Source organism: Brevibacterium sp. 239c (genome assembly GCF_900169365.1).
In the GTDB taxonomy this organism is placed as follows: Bacteria; Actinomycetota; Actinomycetes; order Actinomycetales; family Brevibacteriaceae; genus Brevibacterium.
In genome coordinates this window covers 217,267-241,195 of the sequence record NZ_FXZH01000005.1, presented here as the reverse complement: position 1 = coordinate 241,195, position 23,929 = coordinate 217,267, and the positions used below count along the sequence as shown (strand labels likewise).

The following is a 23,929-nucleotide window of genomic DNA, read 5'->3' as shown; positions in this document are numbered from 1 at the left end:
CGGCTGCGTGGACCAGGAAACCTACTCGAAAAGTCACGAGACCAGATGCCGGCCGCCCGGAGACAACGTCTTTGTACGGGACCTCGTTCAGCGTCGAAGACGGTAACGGTATCCAGAAAGGTTGGGGCGGACGATCACGGTGAAACCATCAGGATTAGCCTGCCGAACACGCCCTACCCATACACACATTTTGGCCTATAACCCCGTTTTCCGTACATACATTCCGGGTTATATAGCCCGGGTAATAACCTGCAGCTCGCTCTGGGTCTCAGAGCTCGACTTCAAAGCCGATCCCTGGGACTCAGAGCGAATACCGAAGCTGTTCAGCGTCCGATGGAGTCCGCGATCTTCTTCGTGTTCTCTGCAGTCTTTACGTTAGCCACGATGAGTTCGAGGGCCAGACGGACGAAGATCACCCACAGCGCCGGAACGACCCAGCCGAAGATGATAGCCAGAAGCAGTGGCCACGGGCTGAAGCTCGGCCCGCTGCTCATATAGCTGGTGGCGGCTCCTGCTGCTGCGCCGGTGATGAGTCCACCGATGATGGACGCCAGCCAGGACAGCGCAGCCACAACGATGGCGATGATGTAGATGAATCCCGCCCAGCGAACGGCAATGAAGCTATCGAAGCGGAAGTCGAAGAGCGACTTGAAGAAGCCGCTGTTGCCGCCGGCATTGTGCTGTGCTGCCGGCGGTGGAAAACCACCCGCTGGAGCATGCTGTGAACCGGCGTAATTGGTCTGGTTGTGCGCTGCGTAGTCAGCGCCCTGATAATACTGGTCCTGCTGGGCTGGCTGCCCATACTGGCCGTACTGAGCCTGCGGATTGTACTGACCACCTTGACTGCCCTGACCGTATTGCTCCGGAGGGCTGTACTGACCCCCTTGGCCGAACTGGTCCGGCTGGCCGAACTGATTCTGCTGATCGAACTGATTCTGCTGGCCGCCGTATTGACCGGCCTGACTGAACTGCGAGCCTTGGCCATACTGGGCAGTGCCAGCATGTGACTGTGTGGCATCGGACTGTCCGTCGACGGCTGGTTCGCCGACGGTTGGTTCGCCGACGGACGGTTCGTTGACGGACGTTTCGTCGACAGGGTGTTCACCAGCAGCTGGATCCTGCGGCTGACTGAACTCCGGGCTGGCCTGGCCGGTGTCCGGGCGGGTCTGATCGCTCGGGATGTTCTGATTGTTCTCTGCATCCGAACCGGAGTACGGGTTCTGTGGTGTTGACATAATCTTCCTTCGCACGGGTTGAAGTCGATAGATGCAACTTATCAGGGCAAGATCACTTTGCGCTCAGAACTCTTAACGCAGGCTGATGCTCCATTCCACTCGGAGCTCACCCTGTGGTTCGATGACATCGTGGTCGACTCCAGCGGCAAAGGCATTGGGCGGACAGGTCATGGGTTCGATGGCAATGGCGCTGCGGCGCAGCGCCGGGTCGAGTTCGTCGCCGGTGCAGACCTGCCAGGCTCGAAAGCTCTCATCCATGCCGACGACGACGGTTCGGTCATCGGCTCCTCTGAGTCGCGCATATGACCATCCGTCGGCTGCGCGGCGCGGTGCACCGAACGCATCGTCGAGGACGCTGTCCCGGATGACACGCAACGCCCGGAAGTCCTTGCAGACGATGCACGAGGCCTCATCGGGTTCATGGTCGGTGGGGATGAACGACCTCGAGTTGAACGTCCCGGAGTTGAAGGGCCGTTCCTCGATCGGGATGAGTCGGTCATCGACAGCGAACCAGGTCTGTGCCGGAGTGAGCAGCTGAGCCTCGTTGACCGTGGCGGCACCGGGGTGGATCCAAGGATGGAACCCGAAGGCGAACGGTGCGGACTGCGTTCCTGAATTGCTGGCATGAGCGACGATTGCGACCGCGTCCTCGCTAAGCGTATACGTCACAGTCAGGGTGAGCTCGAAGGGGTAGCCGGGACTGGGCTCGATCGTGGTTCTCAGAGCCACCGAAGTCTCGTCACGGTCCGCCACGTCCCAGACCGTGTTCGCCACCAGTCCGTGGAGCGCGGTTCGGCGGGAGGGTTCTGTGATCGGCAGCTGGTGACTGCGTCCCCTGAAATCGTAGCGGCCATCGGCGATGCGATTGGGCCAGGGGGCGAGCACGGCCCCGTCGAAGGCGTTCATGCCGAGGACCACGGGACGATCGCCGACGGTGTATTCGAGAAGTGCTGCCCCGGTTTGGGAGATGACCGCGGAGTCCTCGCCGAGAGCGAGTTCGATGAAGGCGGCCATGCGACTCCTTCGTGTTAGGTGGACAAAAGTTCCTCTGCACCGGAATTCTACGCGAGATCTGGGATCTCCCCCGGGCGAGTGTTAGCATTATGATCGAAAATGATCACTTTTGGGAGGTCTGATGGGTCTGAGCTGCTTTTCTCAATCCCGCCGTCGAGTTGTTGAGTCCGTGGGCGTCCGTTGAGCACACGGATCCGTAGGGACGAGCTCGCCGACGGCAGAGAGATCCTGTTCTTCCAGGACGCCGATTCGCTGTCGGCGCCGATTGTCGAGGACCACCGCCCCGCCGAGCCTCGTCCCACAGGCGGACAGCTGCGCTTCGATCTGCTCACAGGCCAATGGGTGGCTGTTGCCACGCATCGCCAGTCGCGAACGCATCTCCCCGTCGCCGCAGAATGCCCGCTCTGCCCATCCTCGCCCGGACGACCTACCGAGATCCCCGCCGCCGACTACGAAGTCGTGGTCTTCGAGAATCGGTTCCCTTCGCTGGGATCTGAACTTGGTGCGGTGAGTGCTGATCCGAGTCAGGATTTCGCCGAGGCGGCCTCAGGAGCCGACGCAGCCTCCGAACCCTGGGCGGATTCAGCGTCCGCATTGACCGCTCCAGCCTATGGTCGCTGTGAAGTCGTCGTTTTCTCTTCCGAGCACAACGGATCGTTCGCCGACCTTGACCCGGCCCGTGCACGCACGGTCATCGACGCCTGGGCGAACCGGACGAGCGAGCTTTCCACCCAAGAAGGAATCGAGCAGGTCTTCGTGTTCGAGAATCGCGGTGAGGAGATCGGCGTGACGATGAATCACCCCCACGGTCAGATCTATGCTTATCCGTTTGTCACTCCGCACACCGTTCTCACCTCTGCCCGAGCGGTGCAGCATCACCGCGAGACTGGCCGGCCGCTGATGGGCGACATCCTCGCCTTCGAACGCTGCTCGGGTGAGCGGATGGTTCTCGAATCCGCATACTTCTCTGCCTTCGTGCCCTACGCGGCTCGATGGCCGGTCGAAGTCCACATCGTTCCGCATCGGCAGGTGCTGAGCATCGACGAACTCGACGAGGCCGAACGCGACGACCTCGCTCGCATCTATCCCGAGGTGCTGGGAAGGATCGACGGGCTCTATCCGACGCCCACTCCTTATATCGCAGCGTGGCACCAGGCACCGGTCAACTGTGAGGATCGCGGCGCAGAGTGGATGCATCTGGAGATCACGAGCCCCAGGCGGGCAGAGAACAAGTTGAAGTTCCTCGCCGGGTCCGAAGCGGCTATGGGGGCCTTCGTCGGCGACGTCTCCGCCGAAGAGACTGCGGCGCGGCTGCGTGCCGCGATACCTGACCAGCGGCAACGTACCGCGACTCCTGCACACGAGGACGGTCGCCGATGAGCACGGCCACGGCTCCGACGGAAACACACTTGCGCAGCGAGTTCGAAGCACTCTTCGGCTATTCGCCGCTCGGCTGCTTTCGTGCTCCCGGACGCGTCAATCTCATCGGGGAACACACCGATTACAACAACGGGTTCGTCCTGCCTATCGCCATTGACAGAGCCGTATACGTGGCCATCGGACGGCGATCTCAGACGCACTACAGCAGCCACGATGCTGGTAGCGCGACACCGCCTCGGTGCGAAGAGAGCATCCGGATCGTCTCCGATCATCGGGATGAGCGAGGCGAGCGACTCACGGGCCAGTTCGCCGCCGAGGAGCTCGTTCCCGGAACTCTGCGTGGGTGGCTCAGCCATCCGGCGGGAGTCGTCGACGAGATCGCCAAGACGACGGGCACGACAGTTGGCGGCATCGACCTCTACATCGAATCGACAGTCCCGGTGGGGGCCGGGCTGTCCTCCTCTCATGCGCTCGAGGTGGCGGTCCTCATTGCCCTCGACGACGTCTACGGTCTCGGCCTCGATGACCGGGAGAAGGTGCTGCTCACCCAGCGCGCCGAGAACGACTTCGTCGGCGCTCCCACCGGAATCGTCGACCAAGCGGCCTCCGTGATGACCGAGGCCGGACATGCGCTCTTCCTCGACTGTCGGGACCTGCGAACTCGACAGATCCCCTTTGATCTCGACGCCGAAGAGCTGCGGCTGCTTGTCATCGATACCCGGGTGTCCCACTCGCACAGCGAAAGCGGCTACGGTGACCGCCGGCATACGTGTGAGGAAGCCGCTGCGATCCTCGGTGCCGCGAGTCTGCGTGAACTCGACGAGGCGGTCGACCTCGCTCCGCTCACCGAGGAGCAGCGGCGGCGATTACGGCACGTCTTCAGTGAGAACGCCCGGGTTCTCGACACCGTTGAACTCTTAGAAGGGCACGGGGGAGAAGGCCGCAGCATCCGCGGAATCGGCGAACTCCTGCTTGCCTCCCACAACTCGCTCGCCCATGACTATGAGGTCTCGTGTACCGAACTCGATGTCGCCGTTGCGGCGGCCATGTCGGCCGGTGCGATCGGGGCACGAATGATCGGTGGCGGCTTCGGTGGATCTGCGATCGCTCTCGTCGACGTTGCAGGCGCCGACCAGATAGGTGAGACCGTCATGGCTGCGTTCGCCGAACACGGATATCGCGCACCCGATGTCTTCACCGTCAGCGCCGGAAAAGGCGCCCGCAGAATCGACTGATGCGGCCGGTGCCTACTTGCCGCTTTCTTGAGGCACCGCAGCCAATCTAGGCTCCACGGTCACACCACAGCGAAGTTGGGCACCGCAGCCCAGGCTCCACGGCCAAACTAGGCGACCGTGTCGCCGGTCCCGGCCGTGTCCTCAGCCGAGTCTGTGTCGATGATGCGAATCGGGCGCAGCTTGGCCCAGACGAGAAACAGCACTGCGGTGAGAACCAGGCCGATTCCCGTCCAGAGGTTCGCGTCGATTCCGCCTGTCCGTTCCGCTTCGTCTGGGGTGAAGCCGACGATGCCGACGATCGTGAGGATGACCCCGAAGATTCCCAGCAGCACGCCGATGAAGTTGCGGATGTCGAATGCACCAGCGGTCTTAGTCAGTTCGTTCGAATTGCTCACTAGTCTCACTTGTTCCTTTAGCCGAAGGTGATGTTGAGGATGATGACGATGACCAGTGCAAGCCCTGCGACTGGCACCGGACGTTTCCAGATCGGGGGCTTCGGCTCGTTCAAGTCCTCGAAGTCGGTCTTCGGCGTCTCCGAATAGACGAGTCCTCGAAGTTCATGCGCGGGCTTCGGCGCGGTCCTGTAGGTGACGATCACGGAGAGTACGATGTCGACAACGAAGGCCGTGCTGGCGGCGAGGAATGCTGCGCCCTGACCTGGCAGGTCGAATACTCCGGTCTCACTGAGGATAAAGACGGCGACGGCCGAGAGGGTACCGCCGACCAAGCCGACCCAACCGGCGGTCGCGCTCATGCGCTTCCAGAACATGCCGAGGATGAACGTGGCGAACAGCGGCGCATTGAAGAAACCGAACAAGGTCTGCAGGTAGTCCATGAGGTTGGAGAAGTTCCCGGCGATGAGAGCCGTGAAGATCGCAACGATGCAGGCACCGACTGTGGCATAGCGGCCGACCTTGAGGTAGTAATCGTCGTCTCGGTCCTTGACGACGTACTGCTGCCACAGGTCGTAGCTGAAGACAGTGTTGAACGCGGAGATGTTGGCGGCCATTCCCGCCATGAACGCGGCGAGCAGGCCGGCGATTGCCACGCCGAGGAGCCCATTGGGCAGAACCTCGCGCATGAGCAGCAGGAGCGCATCGTTATAGGTCACGCCGGTTTGGGCCTGAGCGGTCACCTCGTCGACGCTGCTCGCGATCTGCTTGAACTTGGTCAGCTGCGTCACGAGCACTGCGGCGATCATTCCGGGGATGATGACGATGAACGGGATGAACATCTTCGGGAAGGCGCCGAGGATCGGGGTCAGTCGTGCGGCGTTGATGCTCTTCGAAGCCATGGCCCGCTGGACCTCGACGAAGTTCGTCGTCCAGTAGCCGAAGGAGAGCACGAAGCCCAGGCCGAAGACGATTCCGACCACCGAGAGCACAGGGTTGGAGAATCCGGAGAGCTGTTCACCCGGCCAGCTGCTCAGCTGCTCTGCGCCGAGCATGCCGTCGTTGCTGATCTTCGCCACGAGTCCATCCCAGCCTCCCACACGGTTGAGGCCGATGATCGTCAGCGGCAGCAGAGCCGCGACGATGACGAAGAACTGGAGCACCTCGTTGTAGATCGCTGCCGTCAGCCCACCGAGCGTGATGTAGGACAGGACGATGGCTGCGGCGACGACAAGGGCGATCCACAGAGGCCATCCGAGAAGGCGATTGACGATGGTGCCGAGCAGGAAGAGATTGACGCCAGCGATGAGGATCTGAGCGACGGCGAAGGACAGCGCGTTGACCAGGTGGGCTCCGGTGCCGAAACGCCTGCGCATGAATTCGGGAACGGACCGAACCTTCGAACCGTAGTAGAAGGGCATCATGACGACGCCGAGGAAGAGCATCGCCGGGACGGCGCCGATCCAGAAATAGTGCATCGTCGGCATACCGTACTGGGCACCCGTCGCCGACATGCCCATGATCTCCACGGCGCCGAGGTTGGCTGAGACGAAGGCCAATGCCGTCACCCACGCCGGCAGGCTTCTCCCTGAGAGCAGGAATTCGATGCTCGAGGAAATACCGCGCTTGGCGAACCAGCCGATACCGAGAACGAATATGAAATAGATCGCTATCAGCACATAGTCGATCCACTGGGCGTCCAGACGAATGTCTTCCACAGGTCCTCCAACATCATCGGTGAGGCCCCTTGTCGTGTGAGCCATCTCAAATGGACACTTTAGAGGACAGCGTGAATGATCGCTAGTGATCGAACCTGAAAAGTTTTGATCGTTTGCAATACTCGCCGCAAAACCAGGCTGTCAGCTCAGCTTGCGGAAGGTTCAGACGGCCTCGACCTCGATGCCAGCAGCGCGCAGGGTGTCGAGTTCGCTCGCCTCGCTCTGCGAGTCCGTGATGACCTGCTGGATGTCCTCAGTCGGAACCGTGAGCACTGAGGATCGCAGACCCACCTTCGTGTGGTCGACGAGCGCGACCACCTTCCCAGCCCCGGCCGCCATGGCCCGGTCGGTGTCGGCCACAGGAAAAGCAGGTGTGGAGAGACCGAAGTCCGCGGCCAGGCCATTGCCTGAGAGGAAGACGGTGTCGGCCCTCAGCCCGAGGAGCTGCGAGACAGTTCCGCCGCCCACGAAGGCGCGGATCGAATGTCGCAGGATTCCGCCGACGACGATGACTTCGATGTCGGGGGAGGAGACCATCGCCTCGGCGACGAGGAGGGAGTTGGTCACGATGCGGATGCCGGAGCGTTCTTTGAGCTCCTCGGCTAGCAGCTCGGTGGTGGTGCCGGGGCCCAGTGCCACAACGTCGCCGTTGCGCACATGCTTCGCTGCGGCACGGGCTATTGCGGTCTTCTCTGCCAGCGCCTGTTCGAGCTTCTCCGCATACGTGGACTCGCGCGCACTGGAGAAGAGGACCGCACCTCCATGGGTGCGAGTCAGGCGTCCTTCATCGGCGAGCTGATCGAGATCACGCCGAATGGTCACCGCTGAGGTGCTCAGCAGGTCCGAGAGGGCGGAGATGGAGACCGCACCATCTCGTTCGATCGTCTCGATGATCACGTTGCGTCTCTGGGCGGCGATCATGGCGGCGTCCTCAGCCCCTGATGAGGGCTTCGCTCAGGGTCCGGGCCGCGTCGATGATGGACTTCGCGTGCAGGCGTCCGGGCTGACGTGTCAGGCGATCCACGGGTCCGGAGATCGACACCGCGGCCACGACGCGGTTGCTGGGCCCGCGGACTGGGGCTGAGACGGAGGCGACGCCCCGCTCGCGTTCTGCGATGGACTGGGCCCAGCCTCGGCGACGGACACCGGAGAGCATGGTTGCAGAGAAGCGGGCACCGCGCAGGCCCGTGTGCAGACGGTCGGGCTCTTCCCAGGCCAGGAGGACCTGAGCGGCAGAGCCGGCGCGCATGCTCAGTGTGGCACCGATCGGCACCGAGTCTCGCAGACCCACGGGACGTTCGGCGGCGGCCACGCACAGGCGCAGGTCGCCCTGGCGGCGGAAGAGCTGAGCGGACTCGCCGGTCTGGTCGCGCAGCTGGCCCAGGACGGGTCCGGCCGCGGCAAGCAGGCGGTCCTCGCCGGCAGCAGAAGAGAGTTCGGCCAGACGTGGACCGAGGACGAAGCGACCCTGGAGATCACGACCGACGATGCGATGGAATTCGAGCGCAACGGCGAGTCGGTGGGCAGTGGGTCGGGCGAGTCCAGTCAGTGAGACCAGCTCGGCCAGTGATGCGGGTCCGGCCTCAAGGGCGGAGAGAACCATTGCGGCCTTGTCGATGACTCCGACGCCGCTACCATTGCTTGTCATAGACACTATTGTGCGCGTCTCAGTGGGCGAGATGCAAGTTCGAAATGCGATACGGGCGAGTAAGTTTCCTGTACACACTCGTTGAGACCCCATTGGGCCCTCCTCGAGTCACCATATCGAATGTCACTCGCGCCCGAATACGGGCCATCACAGCAGTAAGCATGTACAGGCAATCCCTGTACCCGCGGGAGGAATCATGCCACGCACTTTGGCCGAGAAGGTCTGGGCCGACCACGTCGTATCCCTGGGTGAAGACGGTGCGCCCGACCTCATCTACATCGATCTCCACCTCGTCCACGAGGTCACCAGCCCGCAGGCATTCGACGGACTCCGACTCGCCGGGCGCCCCGTGCGCCGCCCCGACCTGACGATCGCCACGGAGGATCACAACACTCCGACCTGGGACATCGACAAACCCATCGCCGAACCCACCTCCGCCACACAGATCGAAACTCTGCGGCAGAACACGAAGGAATTCGGGATCCGGCTGCACAGCCTCGGCGATGCTGATCAGGGAATCGTCCACGTCGTCGGCCCCCAGCTGGGCCTGACCCAGCCGGGCACCACCGTCGTCTGCGGCGACTCGCACACCTCCACCCACGGCGCCTTCGGTGCTCTCGCACTGGGCATCGGCACCTCCGAGGTCGAGCATGTGCTCGCCACCCAGACGCTGAGCCTCAAGGCCTTCAAGACGATGTCGATCACCGTCGACGGCGAACTGCCCGAAGGCTCGAGCGCCAAGGACATCATCCTCGCCATCATCGCGAAGATCGGCACCGGCGGCGGTCAGGGCTATGTGCTCGAGTACCGTGGCTCGGCGATCCGGGCGCTGTCGATGGAAGCACGGATGACCATCTGCAACATGTCGATCGAGGCCGGAGCCCGCGCCGGCATGGTCGCCCCCGACGAGACCACCTTCGACTACGTCAAGGGTCGCCCGCACGCACCCGAGGGTGAAGACTGGGACGCAGCGGTCGAGTACTGGAAGACCCTGTACACCGACGAGGGCGCCACCTTCGACCACGAGGTCGTCCTCGAAGCCAAGGACATCGAACCGTTCGTGACCTGGGGAACCAACCCCGGACAGGGACTGCCGCTGTCTGCCTCCGTGCCCTCACCGGATGACTTCGCCGACGAGAACGACAAGGCCTCGGCCGCCAACGCACTGGCCTACATGGGTCTGACGCCGGGCACCCCGCTGCGTGAGATCGAAGTCGACACCGTGTTCCTCGGTTCGTGCACGAACTCACGCATCGAGGACCTGCGAGCCGCCGCCGAGGTGGTTCGGGGCCGGAAGAAGGCCGAGAACGTCCGTTTCATGGTCGTTCCAGGCTCCGCGAAGGTCCGCCTGCAGGCCGAGGACGAGGGCCTCGACAAGATCTTCAAGGACTTCGGAGGTGAGTGGCGCTTCGCCGGCTGCTCGATGTGCCTGGGCATGAACCCTGACCAGCTGGCCGACGGTGAACGGTGCGCCTCGACCTCGAACCGCAACTTCGAGGGCCGTCAGGGCAAGGGCGGGCGCACCCACCTCGTGTCCCCGCTCGTGGCCGCCGCCACCGCCGTGCGCGGGACCCTGTCCTCACCCGGTGACGTCAAGGATCTCCCACGCGACGCCGAGCCGGTGGCGTGGACGGACGATAAGCCCACCTTGACACTGACACCCACCCCCACCTCGGCGAACGTTTAAGGACTGACGACTGATGGAAGCTTTCAGCACACATACCGGCACCGGCGTTCCCCTGCGCCGCGCCAACATCGACACCGACCAGATCATCCCGGCGAAGTTCCTCAAACGCGTCACCCGCACCGGATTCGAAGACGCCCTGTTCTACCGGTGGCGGACCGCCGAGGACTTCGTCCTCAACGATCCCGACTTCTCCGCCGGCTCGGTCCTCGTGGCCGGACCCGACTTCGGCACCGGCTCCTCGCGTGAACACGCCGTGTGGGCACTGAAGGACTACGGATTCCGTGTCGTTCTCTCCTCCCGCTTCGGCGACATCTTCCGCGGCAACTCCGGCAAAGAGGGCCTCCTGGCAGCTCAGCTGGAACAGGACGACATCGAACTGATCTGGAAGATCCTGGAGAACCACCCGGGCACGCCGATCACCGTCGACTTGAACGAGAAGACCGTCACCTGCGATTCGGTCACCGTGACCTTCCAAATCGATGACTACACGCGCTGGCGCCTCCTCGAGGGCCATGACGACATCAGCCTGACCCTGGCCAAGGAATCCGAAATCTCTGATTTCGAATCCCGACGCGCCGCATTCAAACCGAAGACCCTGCCCGCGAAGGTCTGAGAGCCTTCCCACAGGGGACCCACGCGTCGTCTGCGCTAGTCTTGGACGAGTCCGGATTAGTCTGGACCACGTCCGGATCCCACCGGGTGCAAGTGTGACGCAGGGAGGAACATGCTCGAAGTTCGCGGCGGCAATCCGCTAGGCGGAACCGTCCAGGTCAGAGGTGCCAAGAACCTGGTACCCAAGGCCATGGTCGCCTCATTGCTGGGGGAGACACCCTCCGTGCTGCGGGGAGTCCCGCAGATCAGGGACGTTGAGATCGTCACCGGTCTGCTCGAACTCCACGGAGTTCGGGTCACGCCCGGTCCCGATGGGCAGTTGCCCGACGGTGAGCTCCACCTGGATCCCTCGGACATGGCGCAGGGGTCGATCGTCGACATCGATGCGCATGCCGGTTCCTCACGGATCCCGATCCTCTTCTGCGGACCTCTCCTGCACAGCTTGGGCCAAGCGTTCATTCCTGACCTGGGCGGCTGCCATATCGGTGACCGTCCCATCAACTTCCATCTCGACGTGCTGCGGCAGTTCGGCGCCGAGGTCGACAAGACCTCCGGCGGCATCATGCTCACCACCCGGGGACGCCTCCAAGGCACGAAGGTCGAACTGCCCTTCCCCTCCGTCGGTGCCACCGAGCAGGTGCTGCTGACCGCCGTCCGCGCCGAAGGTGTGACCGAACTGCGCAATGCGGCCATCGAGCCCGAGATCATGGATCTCATCGCGCTGCTCCAAAAGATGGGCGCCATCATCACCGTCGACACCGACCGGGTGGTGCGCATCGAAGGTGTGGACTCCCTGCGCGGCTTCATCCACCGGGCGCTGCCTGATCGCAATGAGACCGCCTCATGGGCCTCGGCCGCGCTGGCCACCGGCGGAGACATCTTCGTCGAAGGCGCCTCCCAGCCCGAACTCATCACCTTCCTCAACGTCTTCCGCCGCATCGGCGGCGAATTCGAGGTCGAGGAGTCAGGGATCCGCTTCCGCCACCCCGGCGGCAAACTCACATCCTTCGCGCTGGAAACCGATGTGCACCCGGGCTTCATGACCGACTGGCAGCAGCCGCTCGTCGTGGCCATGACCCAGGCCGAGGGCCTGTCGATCATCCACGAGACCGTGTACGAGAACCGCTTCGGCTTCACCCACGCACTCGGTGAGATGGGCGCCCAGATCCAGCTCTACCGCGAGTGCCTCGGCGGCACACCCTGCCGCTTCGGGCGCCGCAACTACCAGCACTCGGCCGTGGTCTCCGGACCCACCGAACTCACGGGAACACGCATCGACGTGCCCGACCTGCGCGGCGGGTTCAGCCACCTCATCGCCGCATTGGCGGCACGCGGCACCAGCCAAGTCCACGGCATCGAACTCATCAACCGCGGATACGAGAACTTCCTCGACAAGCTGCTGGGTCTCGGCGCCGAGGTCTCCGCATGAGCGAGGATGTTGAGTCGAAGGAGCTCGTCTCCTTCGACCCCGCTTCGGTGCGTTCGCAGAAGCGAGTGGCCTTCGCCGCCGCGACCTCGGCCTACGGGCTCATGCGCACCGCCACGAAGATGACGGTCGAGAACTCGGAGAATCTGCCGCCCCGGGGTACCGGTGCGATCGTTGCCGCCTATCACGCGAACCACCTCGACCCGATCCTCGTCGGCCTCGCACTGTGGCGCAATGGTCGGGTCCCACACTTCCTTGCGAAGTCGACTCTGTTCTCTGGGGTACTCGGTGTCATTCTCAAGGGCCTGGGCCAGATCCCGGTGCTGCGGGCTTCGGCACAGGCCGGTGACTCCCTGGACTACGCCAAGGAAGCGCTGGCTAGGGGTGAGACCGTCGTCATCTACCCCGAAGGCACGCTGACGAAGGATGAGGAGTTCTGGCCCCAGCACTTCAAATCCGGAACCGCGCGGCTGGCGCTGGAAACTGGGGCCCAGATCATTCCCGTCGCCCACTGGGGGCTCAACGGAATCTACCCACGGGGAGCGAAGCTGCCCAAGTTCAGGCCGATGAGCAACACCTCGGTGGTGCGCTTCGGTCCTGCCCTCAGCTATGACGATTTGTGGGGACATCGCGACGAGAAACGATCGAAGACGTTGCTGACGAAGCGTCTGACGAACACCATCGCAGTGATGGTGGGTGAGCTCTCGGGCCGGGAGCTGCCAGAGAGATTCCACAACGAGGAGGCAGGCGAATGAGCGTCGAGAAGACAGCAGTACTGGGTGCAGGATCGTGGGGGACCACCTATGCCGCCGTCGTTGCCGATGCCGGATTCCCCGTCACGCTCTGGGCCCGGAGGGCCGAGGTCGCAGAAGAGATCACGCGCTCGCACACGAACGAACGGTACCTGGGCGATCGGGTCCTGCCCGAGCTGCTGACCGCCACCGATGACGACGTCGCCGCCGTCACCGACGCCGAGGTCATCATCCTCGCCGTTCCCGCACAGACCCTGCGAGAGAACTTGAGTCGCTGGAAGGATCACCTGCGTCCGGGAGTCAGGCTCGTGAGCCTGATGAAAGGCATCGAGGTCGACACCGGCATGCGCATGTCCGAGGTTATCGCCGAGGTCGCCGAGGTGGATCCGGGCCAGATCGCGGTCGTGTCCGGACCGAACCTGGCCCGTGAGATCGCCGACCAACAGCCCACCGCCACCGTCGTCGCCTCGGAGAGCATCGACACCGCCGAGGTGGTCGCTGAGATCAGCGCCAACGGGTACTTCCGTCCATACACGAACACCGACGTCGTCGGTGTCGAGATGGGCGGCGCGGTGAAGAACGTCATCGCACTGGCCGTCGGCATCGCCGATGGGCAGAAGCTCGGCGACAACTCGAAGGCGTCGATCATCACCCGTGGTCTGGCCGAGACGTCCCGCTTGGCTGCCGCCATGGGCGCCCAGTCGCATACCCTCTCCGGGCTGGCCGGGCTCGGTGACCTCGTCGCCACCTGCGCCTCGCCGCTGTCGAGGAACAGAACTTTCGGGCGCCACCTCGGCGAGGGCATGAGCCTTGACGACGTCATCGCCCACACCCTCCAGACCGCTGAGGGAGTGAAATCGGCTCCTGCCATCCTTGCGCTGGGACGCAAGTACTCGGTCGACCTGCCGATCACGGAAGCCGTGTGTGCCGTCCTCGCCGGGCGGCTGCGGGTTGACGAACTCGCCGGTTTGCTGTTGTCTCGGAAGCGTAAGCACGAAGGGCCACCGGCCTGATCGCCTCAGCGTCTCAGCAGGAATTTCAACGAGAAGGAGCAGTCATGAGCGTCAACTCACCGTTCTACAACCTTTCCGACGTCCCGACATTCACCCTCACCAGCACAGACATTGAGAACGGCGCCGAACTCACCGGTCCGCAGCTCTCGGGTGCGATGGGTGTTGACGGCGGTCAGGACGTCTCCCCGCAGCTGTCCTGGTCGGGCTTCCCCGAAGAGACCAAGGCCTTCGCTGTGACCTGCTATGACCCGGATGCGCCCACCGGTTCCGGCTTCTGGCACTGGGTTGTGGCCGACCTCGACGCGTCGACGACCAGCCTGCCCGCCAACGCCGGCGATCCCTCGGCAGACCTCCTGCCGGCAGGATCCGTGACGCTGCGCAACGATGCAGGTGAACCCCGTTTCGTCGGTGCTGCACCACCCCAGGGGCACGGATCACACCGCTACTTCTTCATCGTCACAGCACTCGCTGAGCCGCTGGGCCTCGACGATTCCGCTTCACCGGCCTTCGCCGGGTTCAACATGTTCTTCAAGGGCATCGCCCGTGCCTGGTTGGAATGCACGTTCGAGCTCAAGTGAGCTAGAGTTTTCCAGTCCGTACAAACGGTCACGCGCTCTGACGACCAAGGATTCCTATGCCTGAAAATGATCACCGGCCACTCGTCGCAGTCCTCTTCGGCGGACGATCGAGCGAACACGCCGTCAGCTGTGTCACTGCTGCCGGAGTCATTCAGGCCATCGATGAAGACGCCTACCGAGTGCTGCCGATCGGCATTACGAAGGCCGGTGTGTGGCGCATCGTCGACGACTGGTCGACGATGGCCTTCGACCCGGCCGATATGCCAGAGGTGCTCGACAATGGAACCGAGGTCATCCCGCCGATCTCCGCTCAGGGCTCGCCCCTGCTGCAGCGCGATGCCGAGGGCCGCTACACCGAACTCGGATCCGTTGATGTCTACTTCCCGCTGCTGCACGGCCAGTACGGGGAGGACGGAACTCTGCAAGGTCTGTTCGAGCTCAGCGACACGGCCTTCGTCGGTTCCGGGGTCTTCGCCTCGGCGGCGAGCATGGATAAGCACTACACGAAGTCCCTGATGGCCCATGCCGGAATCCCGACATGCCCCTGGGAGCTCGTGACCGAAACCATGTGGGACGCCGATCAGGCCGAGGCGCAGGAGCGGATCGCCGGCCTGGGGCTGCCCGTGTTCGTCAAGCCTGCTCGGGCAGGATCGTCGATGGGAGTCAGCCGCGTCGAATCAGCCGAGGGGCTGGATCAGGCGCTGCGCTCTGCCTTCGAGCATGATGCGAAGGTCATCGTCGAACCACAGGTTGTGGGCCGTGAGATCGAGTGCGCGGTGCTCGGCTCCGTCTACGACCGTGAGATCCGAGTCTCGTACCCCGGAGAGATCGAGGTCTCAGGGGAGCACTCGTTCTATGACTTCGAGGCCAAATACCTCAACCTCGCGGATGCGCAGCTGACCTGCCCGGCACGGGTGGACGAGAAGACGACGGCACGGATTCAGGAACTCTCTGCCCAGGTGTTTCGACTCTTCGACTGCACGGGACTCTCACGCGTGGACACGTTCGTGACAGGGGCGGGGGAAGTCCTCATCAACGAGATCAACACCCTCCCAGGCTTCACCCCCACCTCGGCGTACCCATTCATGTGGTCGAACTCGGGCATCGAGTACCCGGCACTCATCTCAGAGCTCATCACCATCGCGCTGGTCGATCACGCCCGCACCCACTGAGTTCCGGTGCCATACGGCGCTTCTCGTCGAGGGGCCTACTTAGCGTCGAAGGATCACGCTATAGCCTCGTCCCTCGAGGCTAAGTAGCCCGGTCAATGCTGAGTGGTCTCACTGAGGCGTCTCATTGAGTCACCTTGCTGGGTGTGCACGCCCGTTCTTGCTTGCCGCAATGTACTCAGTTGATTGTGTGCGTCGGCGGCTGTCAGTCGAACTCGGCGAGAGCTGCTCTGATCCTCGCGAACTCACTCGTGCGGAAGAGGTCTGCCCAAACGAGGTTGAAGACTCGGTATCCGGCGTTGAGCAGCTTCATGTGTCGTTCATGGTTAGCAGAACTCGCTTGGTCTGGCCCTGCGGCATTGAGGTAGTACTTTCCCACGCCGTGGACCTCGACGATCAGCGGATGCTTGTCATGTTGGAAGTCATTGCGTGCGATCCACTTTCCGGAGAGATCATAAGCATTAATCTGCGGAACCATCCCGGTGATGTTGAAGCGAAAGAACTTCACGGCGCACAGTGCTTCCGCAGATGACTCGTGAGCCGGGCTGGCCAGATTGATAGCCTGCACGGCTTGTCTGCAACCACGAGTGCCTGTTCGGATACTGTCGCGCAGCGATTCGCACGAAGTGAGTCCTCGCCGCAGTGCCTCAGAGATGTAGGGGACCGATACTTCCAGAGGATAGTCGCTGGCAAGGTCGAGAAGTGTTCTGGCGATGGTGGTCACGGGCAGATCGCCGATCTCTGCCAGTTCTTCAGAGTTCAGTGCACGGTCCCGAGTTCGCAGGGTCTTCTTTGCACGGTGCATGCCGGGCCGGATCACCTCGGCGGACTCTGTTGCCGGAAACGGAGGGGCAAGACCGTGTATCAGCGCTGCGGACACGTGAGAGAAGACCGCTCCCGACTGAAGTTCATCAGCATACGAGCGGATAAGCACCTTCAGCCATTCCGAATTGTCTCGAATGTCCCCATACTGTCGCGGGTAGTCCGTGGCGGTGGCGTCGTGCAGAAGGTGGAGCGGTTTATGTTCAGTCGTGGTGCAGGGCGAATACAGAACGAAGTGTCCGCGCCGAATCCGGCGCAGACAACAGCTCAGCGCACCCTGAATGCCCGCCTCGGTGAACCCGAGGTTATGGAGCTCTTTGGATCTGAAGACAGAGACCATAGGGTCATTATGTCTCTCAATGATGCCGAAATGCAATGAACGTCATCAAACATCATCAAACGGCGTGATGTAAGTACATGTCCAGTGATCGCCCCTCATCGTTTACAAGCATGGTGACTGCGCCAAGGGGGCTACTTATCATCGAGCGGCCATAGTAGAACGTCTACCCTCGAAGGTAAGTAGCCCGGTCGAGGCTAAGTATGCCCCTCGATGTTGAGGGGGCCTGCTGAGGGGACTGGTTCAGAGCACCAACTCAGCGGACCTGCTCAGCTGTCGAGGTCTTGGGCTCCTACGCACTTGGCCTCTGCCTTGACGGCGGTCAGGGCCGGTGAGATGGCAGCGAGGACATTGTTGCCCGATTCTGCTTTGCGGTTGACAAGAACTTCGACCGCCGGGGTGCGACCGTAGCTGGTGAACACCCAAGTGTCGTCCTCTTCGGAGGCCTTTGAAATCCAGTCGACGCTGCTCACGCTCACGCACTGATCAGTCGTCGGTCCCGGAGGAGTGACGCCGCAGCGGACGACAGCGATATTGGGATCTCCCCACGCCATCGTGCCCTGGGAGGATGTCGTGCGTGACTTCTGGCCGGCGATCTCATCGGGCATGCGCAGCATGATGTCGGCGCATTTGGGATTCTGTGCGTCCTGAGCCGGGTCAACGACGACGGTTCGCTCGCATCCGGCCAGGCTCACACCAGCCACCACAGTGGCAATGGCTGCGAGTGCGATAGTGCGCGTCTTCTGAGGCCTCTTCCGAAGCGAGGGGCGAGGCGACGGGCGGAGGCGACGAGATCTCATACAACTACCGTATCTCCCGATAACCTTGAGTCATGACCCGACTGTCCGAACTTGGCGAATCACACGTGCTCGAACGCATCCTCTCTCACATTCGCGGCGGTTCGCAGGTGATCATCGGACCCGGAGACGATGCCGCGGTGACCGCGGTGGAGGGTAATCTTGTGTCGACTGCCGACATGCTCGTGGAGAACGAGGACTTCACTCGCACCTGGCTCGACTGGTCTCGGCTCGGAGTCAAAGCCGCAGCACAGAATCTTTCCGATGTGTGCGTCATGGGTGCCGTGCCGCACGGGCTGCTCGTGTCATTGGCCGTGCCGAACTCAACCGATATCGAGGACCTCGAGGCACTCTTCGCAGGCATCGTCGCCGAGGCGGCGCGTGCCGGTGAGGAGCTGGACTGCGACATTCCCATCATCGGTGGTGACCTTTCGTCCTCCGGGCTCATCGTCGTCGCGATCACAGCGCTGGGCACCGTCGGAGGCCCTGAAGCCACAGCTGCAGGAAGCGGCGCAGCGATCACCCGCGCGGGTGCCAAACCGGGCGACTCGATCTACCTGGCCGGGACCATCGGTCGCGCCGCTGCCGGCTTGGATCTTCTCTTCGCCGGTCTCGGCGATCGTACCGGGAACACGGGCGATCGTGCCGGGAACGCGGGCGATCGCTCCGGGAACACGGGCGAGCAGCCCGAGCTCGATGCGAGTCTCAAAGAGCTGATCTCCACTCAGTTGGCCCCACAGCCGGACTATGCGGCCGTCTTGAGCATGGGGGCAGCCTCGGCGATGATCGATGTCTCCGATGGGCTGAGCACGGACCTGGGCCGGGTCGCAGCGGCGTCGGGCGTCCACGCAGACATCGACCGAGCCGCACTCCAGGAACTCATCGATCCGCTGCTGCCCGCAGCACGCTACCTGCTGGCCAGCGCTAAGAGCACCGACGAAGTCGAGGCACCTGAGGAAGGAGCCGAAGCCCCGGCACCTGTGGCAGAAGCCCGGTCTGCCGAGGAATTGGCGTTGAGCTGGGTGCTGAATGGGGGAGAGGACCATGGCTTCGTCGCGTCGTCGATGCAGTTCGACACGCCTCCGGTAGGCTGGCGGAGAATCGGAGAGATGACAGTCGGCAGCGGGGTCAGTCTCGACGGCGCACCGGTGCCGACGAGCGGCTTCAGCCATTTCGGGAAGTGACATGAGCGGACCCAAACAAGCCATCGGCCTCAACGGGCGTCTGGCCGCCAGGTGGGCTCGGCGGGCCGTGGATCGTCTGCGCAAGGAACGCGTCGAAATCGACGAACTCAACGTCTTCCCTGTCCCCGACGGTGACACCGGCACAAACATGTATCACACGCTGCGCAGCGCCTACCTAGCCGTCGAAGAGCTCACTGGCCCCGTCACCTTGCCCCAGGTCGTTGCCGCACTGGCAGAGGGCGCCGGTCGCGGGGCTCGTGGGAATTCCGGACTGATCCTGGCCGTCGCGCTCCAAGGTGTTGCAGATGCCTTGGACGGTGTGACCGTGGCGACGCCCGAAGCGATGGCAGCAGCCCTCGAGCTCGCCTCCGCCCGGGCCAGAAAGGCAGTGGCCCGACCGGTCGACGGCACTATGCTCACCGTCCTCGACGCCATGGCCACCGAGGCACATGAGAAGGCCGAGAAAGGCGCTAACCTCATCGAACTCATCTCCGCGGTGCGGCTGCGCTCCCGGTCGGCTCTGCGCGAGACCACCGGACAGCTGCCCGTGCTGCGCGAAGCTGCGGTCGTAGATGCCGGCTCGACAGGGATCGTTGAACTCTTCGACCTCCTCTACGCCACAGTCACCGGCCGCACACCCCAAGACTCGATGCTCGTCGAGGTCACCAGGGCCCCACGAATCGTGCATCAGGCCAGTTCCGATGAACTCGAGATCATCGCCATCCTGGCCACGAACCCGGCATCCGTCGATTCCGAAAAGACGTCATCCACCCTCGCCGAGGCGCTTGATGCGCTCGGTGGGACATCGATCGTCATCAACGGTCCCAAGGTCCACGTCCACGTCGCGGACGAAGCCACCGCCGTGATCGTCCTCGACCACCTCGCCAGCTACGGCATCGCCCGCCTCGACATGGAGGACTTGCGCCTGCACGAGGAAGAGGGCGAGACCCATCTGGTGGCGATCGTCTCGGGCACCGGCCTGCTCATGCACTGCGCACTCAACGGAGCAAGCGCCCTGTCACCGGATGCCGGTGACGCGGTGGCCATGACCACAGACATCATCGCCGAGGAGGAACGAGAGGTCCTCGTCGTCCCCAGTTCCACCACGGTCCTCAAATCGCTGGGACAGGTGAGCGGGGCACAGGTGCTGCGCTCCCGCAATGTGGCCACGCTGCTATCGGCACTGGCGGTCTATGACCCCTTCGCCCCGACCAACGAGATCGTCGCCGATATGACCGAAGCCGCAGCCGGTACCCGCGTGGGAACCATCGTCTCGGCCGAGCAGCTGGCACTGAACCCACCGACCGGTGCCCTGCCGATCATCGATGACTCGATGGGCGCTGAACCTGGCTCGGAGGGTGGGCGGAGGATCCCACTGTCTCATCCTTCGCAGTTCTACCGCGTCTTCATAGATGGGAAGGTCAAGACTCAGAGCACCGAGCTCAGCACCTTGGTCGAGAAGCTTGCGGATCGTCTGCTGGGCGCCGGAGGGGAACTCCTCACCGTCGTCCACGGGCCGGGCTGCGCACCCGATGTCCTCTCGCACCTGCGGGACTGGATCCGGAAATCACACGCCCAAGTGAGGTTCCAGGACATCGACTCAAGGGATCGGGCCACACTGCTCATCATGGGAGTCGAATGAGCGCCCGCCTCGACGACTACTTCACCGCACGAGACCGCGGTGCACTGAAGAAGCGGGGGATCACCTCGGTGGCGGATCTGTTCCGCTTCTTCCCTCGCCGGTTCCTCGTGCCCGGAGAGAAGACGCCACTGGGCGGGCTCCCCCTGGGCGAGACCGCGATCCTGCAGGCCGAAGTCATCTCCGTGGACACCAGACGCATGCAGAAACGCCGCGGCACCATCACCGACGTGATCGTCCACGATGGACAGCAGTCGATGAAGATCGCCTTCTTCAACCAGCGCTGGCTGGACAGCCAGCTGGTGCCCGGGCTCACCGTCGTCTTCGCCGGGAAGGTCGAGGAGTACCGCGGGCAGCTGACGCTGAACTCCCCCACCTGGCTGAACCGGGACGAACACGATGAGAAGTGGACGCCGGAGGACCTCAACTCCCCATTCCCCGTCTACTCACGAGTCAAAGGCATCGCGCAGACACGACTGTGGAAGGCCATCAAGGTTCTCCTCGATGTCGCCGACCCTGCCGAGTTCGAAGACCCGCTGCCAACCGCCATGCGAGAAAACCTTGACCTGCCCGACCTGCGCACCGCATTCAACGACATGCACCGGCCCAGGTCAGCGGCGGCGACGGAGAAAGCCAAGCAGCGGTGGAAATGGGAAGAGGCACTCGCCTTGCAGGCGGAGTTCGTCTCCCGCAAGGCTGATTACGAAAGGCTCGAGGCCACCCCTCTGCTCAACGTCGGGGCCAGAAGTGAACGCTTCGACAACAATCTGCCCTTCTACCTCACCGCCTCTCAGCTGCGCGTCGGTGAGGAGATCGAGGCAGACATGGGCCGGAAGACGGCGATGCATCGGCTGCTCCACGGCGACGTCGGCTCCGGCAAGACCGTCGTGGCGCTGCGGGCGATGCTCACAGCCGTCGATTCGGGAGCGCAGGCCGCCATGCTGGCCCCCACCGAGGTGCTGGCCACTCAGCATTTCCGCTCAATTGAGAGCCTCCTCGGCGATCAGATGGCGCTCAGCCCTCTGCTCTCGAGCGATGATCAGGTGCGGGTGGCGCTGCTGACGGGGTCGATGCCGGCTCGGGAGCGCAAACAGCTGGCACTCGACCTCGCCACCGGTCAGATCGACATCGTCGTGGGCACGCATGCCCTGATGTCGGACACCACGATGTTCGACGCCTTGGGTCTCATCGTCGTCGATGAGCAGCACCGGTTCGGCGTCGAACAGCGTGAAGCGCTGCGGGCGAAGGCCGGACTCAAGGTCCCGCACACCCTCGTGATGTCCGCGACCCCGATCCCACGCACCGTGGCGATGACCGTCTTCGCCGACCTCGATGTGTCCACCCTCGATGAGATGCCCGCCGGCACCAAGGACATCACCACCCACGCCGTCTCCCTGGGCGATCATCCCAACTGGTTGGCCCGCGTCCTCCAGCTCATCGACGAGGCAGCCGAGAACGGGCGGGGCACCTTCGTGGTCTTCCCCCGCATCGACCCCTCCGACATCGAAGATCCCGAAACGGGCGACGTGATCGGCAGCCGACAGGGAATCGAAGACCTGAGAGACCTGCTGCAGAACTCCGAGCAGCTCCGGTCACGTTCGATTGCTCTGCTGCACGGTCGGATGCCTCCGGCGGAGAAGGACCGGACGATGGCGGCCTTCGTCTCCGGCGAGACCGACATCCTGGTCTCCACCACCGTCGTCGAGGTGGGCGTCGACGTCCCTCGGGCAACCATGATGGTCGTCTTCGAGGCTGAGCGCTTCGGCGTCGCTCAGCTCCATCAGCTGCGCGGACGCGTCGGACGTGATGGCAGTGCGGCCATGTGCTTCCTGCTCACCGAGGTGCCTGAAATCGATGAGAGCTTCGAACGGCTCAGCGAGGTCGCAGGCACCCTCGACGGCTTTGCGCTGGCCGAATACGATCTCGGCACCCGTGGAGAAGGTGATGTGCTCGGGTCCTCACAGTGGGGAGGATCGTCGTTGAAGCACCTGTCCATTCTCCGTGATGCACCGATCGTCGAAGAGGCGAGAGCCATCGCGGAGAAGATCATCTCCGTTGACCCCGACCTGAGCGCACTGCCGGCTCTGCGGACCTTCATCAATAGGGTTCTGCCCGCAGAATCGGCTCACTTCATCGAGGCGAGCTGATGTCGCGCTACTGTGAGATGACAAGGTTTCGTGTGCTGTCGAACCACCCCCTTGAGGAGGAGACGCAATGAGAATCATCGCTGGTGCGTTCAAAGGTTCCAAGCTTGTGGCACCGGGCGGGTCCAACACCCGTCCGACCTCGGACCGGGTCAAGGAATCTCTTTTCTCCATGCTCGACGGTTACGGGGTGCTGCAGGCTGCGAATGTTCTCGATCTTTTCGCCGGGTCCGGTGGGCTGGGATTCGAGGCCATGTCGCGGGGTGCTGCCGAGGTCGATTTCGTCGATTCGGCCGGTGCCTCGGTCCGCGCGGTCGAGGCGAATGCCGCGAAGCTCGGAATCGATCACTCGACTCGGATCCATTCCTCGGACGTTGTGTCATTCCTCAGCGCTCAGCGTGTCCCTAAGCTGCAGGCTGCCGCGCAGCAGGCATCGGGGCAGCAGTCTTCGTCGGAGCAAACTTCGGCGCAGCTGCAACCCGATGGCCACAACGGGGGAGTGGGGCACGCTGACGGGCTCGACGCGGTTCTGGACGGCGAGGTACTGGAAACCAGAAGCGACTTCGACGACGGTGAGGGGCGCATCTTCGACCTGGTGTTCATGGATCCGCCGTACCCGCTGGGTGAGGACGCAGTGACTCAGATTCTGAGCAGGCTCTCCGGGCTCCTCGACATGGAATCCATCGTCGTGCTCGAACGCGCATCACGCGCACCTGAGCCGACGATGCCGGCGGCGCTTGAAATCTTCCGTTCGAAGAGCTTCGGTGAGACCGCTCTGTACTTCGTCCAACTCAAGGCCGACTCTGAAGAGGCAGCGGATGTCGCCAGCGCAGTAGGTGCTACGGCAGCAGACGAGTCGGCGTGAGCTCTCATCGTCCCTGGCACCGCACACCCTGGGTGTTCGCAGCCTGCGGGGTGGGTCTGCTGCTCCTCTGGTTGGCACTCAGGTGGCTGACGAGTCAGTCGGAGACTGATGCCGGTGCAGGCAGGAGCGACGCGGGCACGAACGCAGCGGATCCGGTGCGGCGCTCCGATGTGTTCTGGGCCGGGCCTTCGGACATCCTGTTCTGGGTGGCCATGGTGCTCATCGCCATTGCAGTCGTCGTGAGGATCTGGCGGCTCGTGCGCCGCATCCGCAGCTGAGGTC

Annotated in this window: 22 protein-coding genes; 14 read left to right on the top strand and 8 right to left on the bottom strand. The window is 63.3% G+C overall.

Annotated features, from left to right (window positions below; all coding sequences use genetic code 11):
• Positions 1 to 323: 323 nt before the first annotated feature.
• Positions 324 to 1,235 carry a DUF4282 domain-containing protein gene (locus BSP239C_RS07125; protein ID WP_101571337.1) on the bottom strand — a complete coding sequence of 304 codons (912 nt, stop codon included), beginning with the start codon at positions 1,233 to 1,235 and terminating at the stop codon, positions 324 to 326.
• Between the two features lie 72 nt (positions 1,236 to 1,307).
• Positions 1,308 to 2,249: an aldose 1-epimerase family protein gene (locus BSP239C_RS07120; protein ID WP_101571335.1), complete on the bottom strand. Its 942-nt coding sequence runs from the start codon at positions 2,247 to 2,249 to the stop codon at positions 1,308 to 1,310.
• Positions 2,250 to 2,429: 180 nt separating this feature from the next.
• On the opposite strand from BSP239C_RS07120, the gene galT reads away from it, so the two are divergent.
• Positions 2,430 to 3,629, top strand: coding sequence for a galactose-1-phosphate uridylyltransferase (gene galT, locus BSP239C_RS07115; RefSeq protein WP_101571333.1), 1,200 nt, complete (start codon positions 2,430 to 2,432; stop codon positions 3,627 to 3,629).
• Positions 3,626 to 4,864 (top strand): galactokinase, encoded by a 1,239-nt coding sequence (galK, locus tag BSP239C_RS07110; RefSeq protein WP_101571331.1) that lies wholly within the window; start codon positions 3,626 to 3,628, stop codon positions 4,862 to 4,864. The genes galT and galK overlap by 4 nt, the downstream gene beginning before the upstream one ends.
• Before the next feature lie 107 nt (positions 4,865 to 4,971).
• Here galK and BSP239C_RS07105 read toward each other — a convergent pair whose 3' ends face one another.
• From BSP239C_RS07105 to BSP239C_RS07090, 4 genes are all read right to left on the bottom strand, one after another.
• A complete protein-coding gene (locus BSP239C_RS07105; protein ID WP_180958943.1) occupies positions 4,972 to 5,259 on the bottom strand; it encodes a hypothetical protein in 288 nt (95 codons plus the stop codon).
• Between the two features lie 17 nt (positions 5,260 to 5,276).
• Positions 5,277 to 6,974, bottom strand: a complete 1,698-nt coding sequence (locus BSP239C_RS07100) for a sodium:solute symporter family protein (protein WP_101571327.1) — start codon at positions 6,972 to 6,974, stop codon at positions 5,277 to 5,279.
• 162 nt (positions 6,975 to 7,136) lie between these two features.
• Positions 7,137 to 7,895: a DeoR/GlpR family DNA-binding transcription regulator gene (locus BSP239C_RS07095; RefSeq protein ID WP_101571325.1), complete on the bottom strand. Its 759-nt coding sequence runs from the start codon at positions 7,893 to 7,895 to the stop codon at positions 7,137 to 7,139.
• 10 nt (positions 7,896 to 7,905) lie between these two features.
• Entirely contained in the window at positions 7,906 to 8,622 is a 717-nt protein-coding gene (locus BSP239C_RS07090) for an IclR family transcriptional regulator (RefSeq protein WP_101571322.1), read from the bottom strand.
• A gap of 196 nt (positions 8,623 to 8,818) precedes the next feature.
• Here BSP239C_RS07090 and leuC point away from each other — a divergent pair, with 196 nt between their 5' ends.
• The 7 genes from leuC to BSP239C_RS07055 all read left to right on the top strand — a co-directional run bounded on the left by leuC (position 8,819) and on the right by BSP239C_RS07055 (position 15,862).
• Positions 8,819 to 10,309, top strand: coding sequence for a 3-isopropylmalate dehydratase large subunit (leuC, locus tag BSP239C_RS07085; protein WP_101571320.1), 1,491 nt, complete (start codon positions 8,819 to 8,821; stop codon positions 10,307 to 10,309).
• Positions 10,310 to 10,322: 13 nt separating this feature from the next.
• Positions 10,323 to 10,922 carry a 3-isopropylmalate dehydratase small subunit gene (leuD, locus tag BSP239C_RS07080; protein WP_101571318.1) on the top strand — a complete coding sequence of 200 codons (600 nt, stop codon included), beginning with the start codon at positions 10,323 to 10,325 and terminating at the stop codon, positions 10,920 to 10,922.
• A 111-nt stretch (positions 10,923 to 11,033) separates the two neighbouring features.
• Positions 11,034 to 12,350: a UDP-N-acetylglucosamine 1-carboxyvinyltransferase gene (gene murA, locus BSP239C_RS07075; RefSeq protein WP_101571316.1), complete on the top strand. Its 1,317-nt coding sequence runs from the start codon at positions 11,034 to 11,036 to the stop codon at positions 12,348 to 12,350.
• Complete coding sequence (locus BSP239C_RS07070; protein WP_101571314.1) at positions 12,347 to 13,102, top strand: 1-acyl-sn-glycerol-3-phosphate acyltransferase; 756 nt, start codon at positions 12,347 to 12,349, stop codon at positions 13,100 to 13,102. Before murA ends, BSP239C_RS07070 begins: the two co-directional genes overlap by 4 nt.
• On the top strand, positions 13,099 to 14,112 hold the full coding sequence (locus BSP239C_RS07065) for an NAD(P)H-dependent glycerol-3-phosphate dehydrogenase (protein ID WP_101571312.1): 1,014 nt from the start codon (positions 13,099 to 13,101) through the stop codon (positions 14,110 to 14,112). Before BSP239C_RS07070 ends, BSP239C_RS07065 begins: the two co-directional genes overlap by 4 nt.
• Positions 14,113 to 14,156: 44 nt before the next feature.
• A complete protein-coding gene (locus tag BSP239C_RS07060; RefSeq protein ID WP_101571310.1) occupies positions 14,157 to 14,690 on the top strand; it encodes a YbhB/YbcL family Raf kinase inhibitor-like protein in 534 nt (177 codons plus the stop codon).
• A 56-nt stretch (positions 14,691 to 14,746) separates the two neighbouring features.
• Positions 14,747 to 15,862, top strand: coding sequence for a D-alanine--D-alanine ligase family protein (locus BSP239C_RS07055; RefSeq protein ID WP_101571308.1), 1,116 nt, complete (start codon positions 14,747 to 14,749; stop codon positions 15,860 to 15,862).
• Between the two features lie 202 nt (positions 15,863 to 16,064).
• Here the strand turns inward: BSP239C_RS07055 and BSP239C_RS07050 are convergent, their stop codons facing one another.
• A complete protein-coding gene (locus BSP239C_RS07050) occupies positions 16,065 to 17,021 on the bottom strand; it encodes a hypothetical protein (protein ID WP_101571306.1) in 957 nt (318 codons plus the stop codon).
• 266 nt (positions 17,022 to 17,287) lie between these two features.
• Entirely contained in the window at positions 17,288 to 17,818 is a 531-nt protein-coding gene (locus BSP239C_RS07045; RefSeq protein WP_226841906.1) for a DUF3515 family protein, read from the bottom strand.
• A 32-nt stretch (positions 17,819 to 17,850) separates the two neighbouring features.
• Between BSP239C_RS07045 and BSP239C_RS07040 the strand changes: the two genes are divergently transcribed.
• The 5 genes from BSP239C_RS07040 (at position 17,851) to BSP239C_RS07020 (ending at position 23,925) form a co-directional block, all read left to right on the top strand.
• Positions 17,851 to 18,999: a thiamine-monophosphate kinase gene (locus BSP239C_RS07040; RefSeq protein ID WP_101571304.1), complete on the top strand. Its 1,149-nt coding sequence runs from the start codon at positions 17,851 to 17,853 to the stop codon at positions 18,997 to 18,999.
• Between the two features lies 1 nt (position 19,000).
• Positions 19,001 to 20,641: a DAK2 domain-containing protein gene (locus BSP239C_RS07035; protein WP_101571302.1), complete on the top strand. Its 1,641-nt coding sequence runs from the start codon at positions 19,001 to 19,003 to the stop codon at positions 20,639 to 20,641.
• On the top strand, positions 20,638 to 22,785 hold the full coding sequence (locus BSP239C_RS07030) for an ATP-dependent DNA helicase RecG (protein WP_101571300.1): 2,148 nt from the start codon (positions 20,638 to 20,640) through the stop codon (positions 22,783 to 22,785). The genes BSP239C_RS07035 and BSP239C_RS07030 overlap by 4 nt, the downstream gene beginning before the upstream one ends.
• 67 nt (positions 22,786 to 22,852) lie before the next feature.
• On the top strand, positions 22,853 to 23,647 hold the full coding sequence (locus tag BSP239C_RS07025; protein ID WP_101571298.1) for an RsmD family RNA methyltransferase: 795 nt from the start codon (positions 22,853 to 22,855) through the stop codon (positions 23,645 to 23,647).
• Positions 23,644 to 23,925, top strand: coding sequence for a hypothetical protein (locus tag BSP239C_RS07020; protein WP_101571296.1), 282 nt, complete (start codon positions 23,644 to 23,646; stop codon positions 23,923 to 23,925). The genes BSP239C_RS07025 and BSP239C_RS07020 overlap by 4 nt, the downstream gene beginning before the upstream one ends.
• Positions 23,926 to 23,929 lie beyond the last annotated feature (4 nt).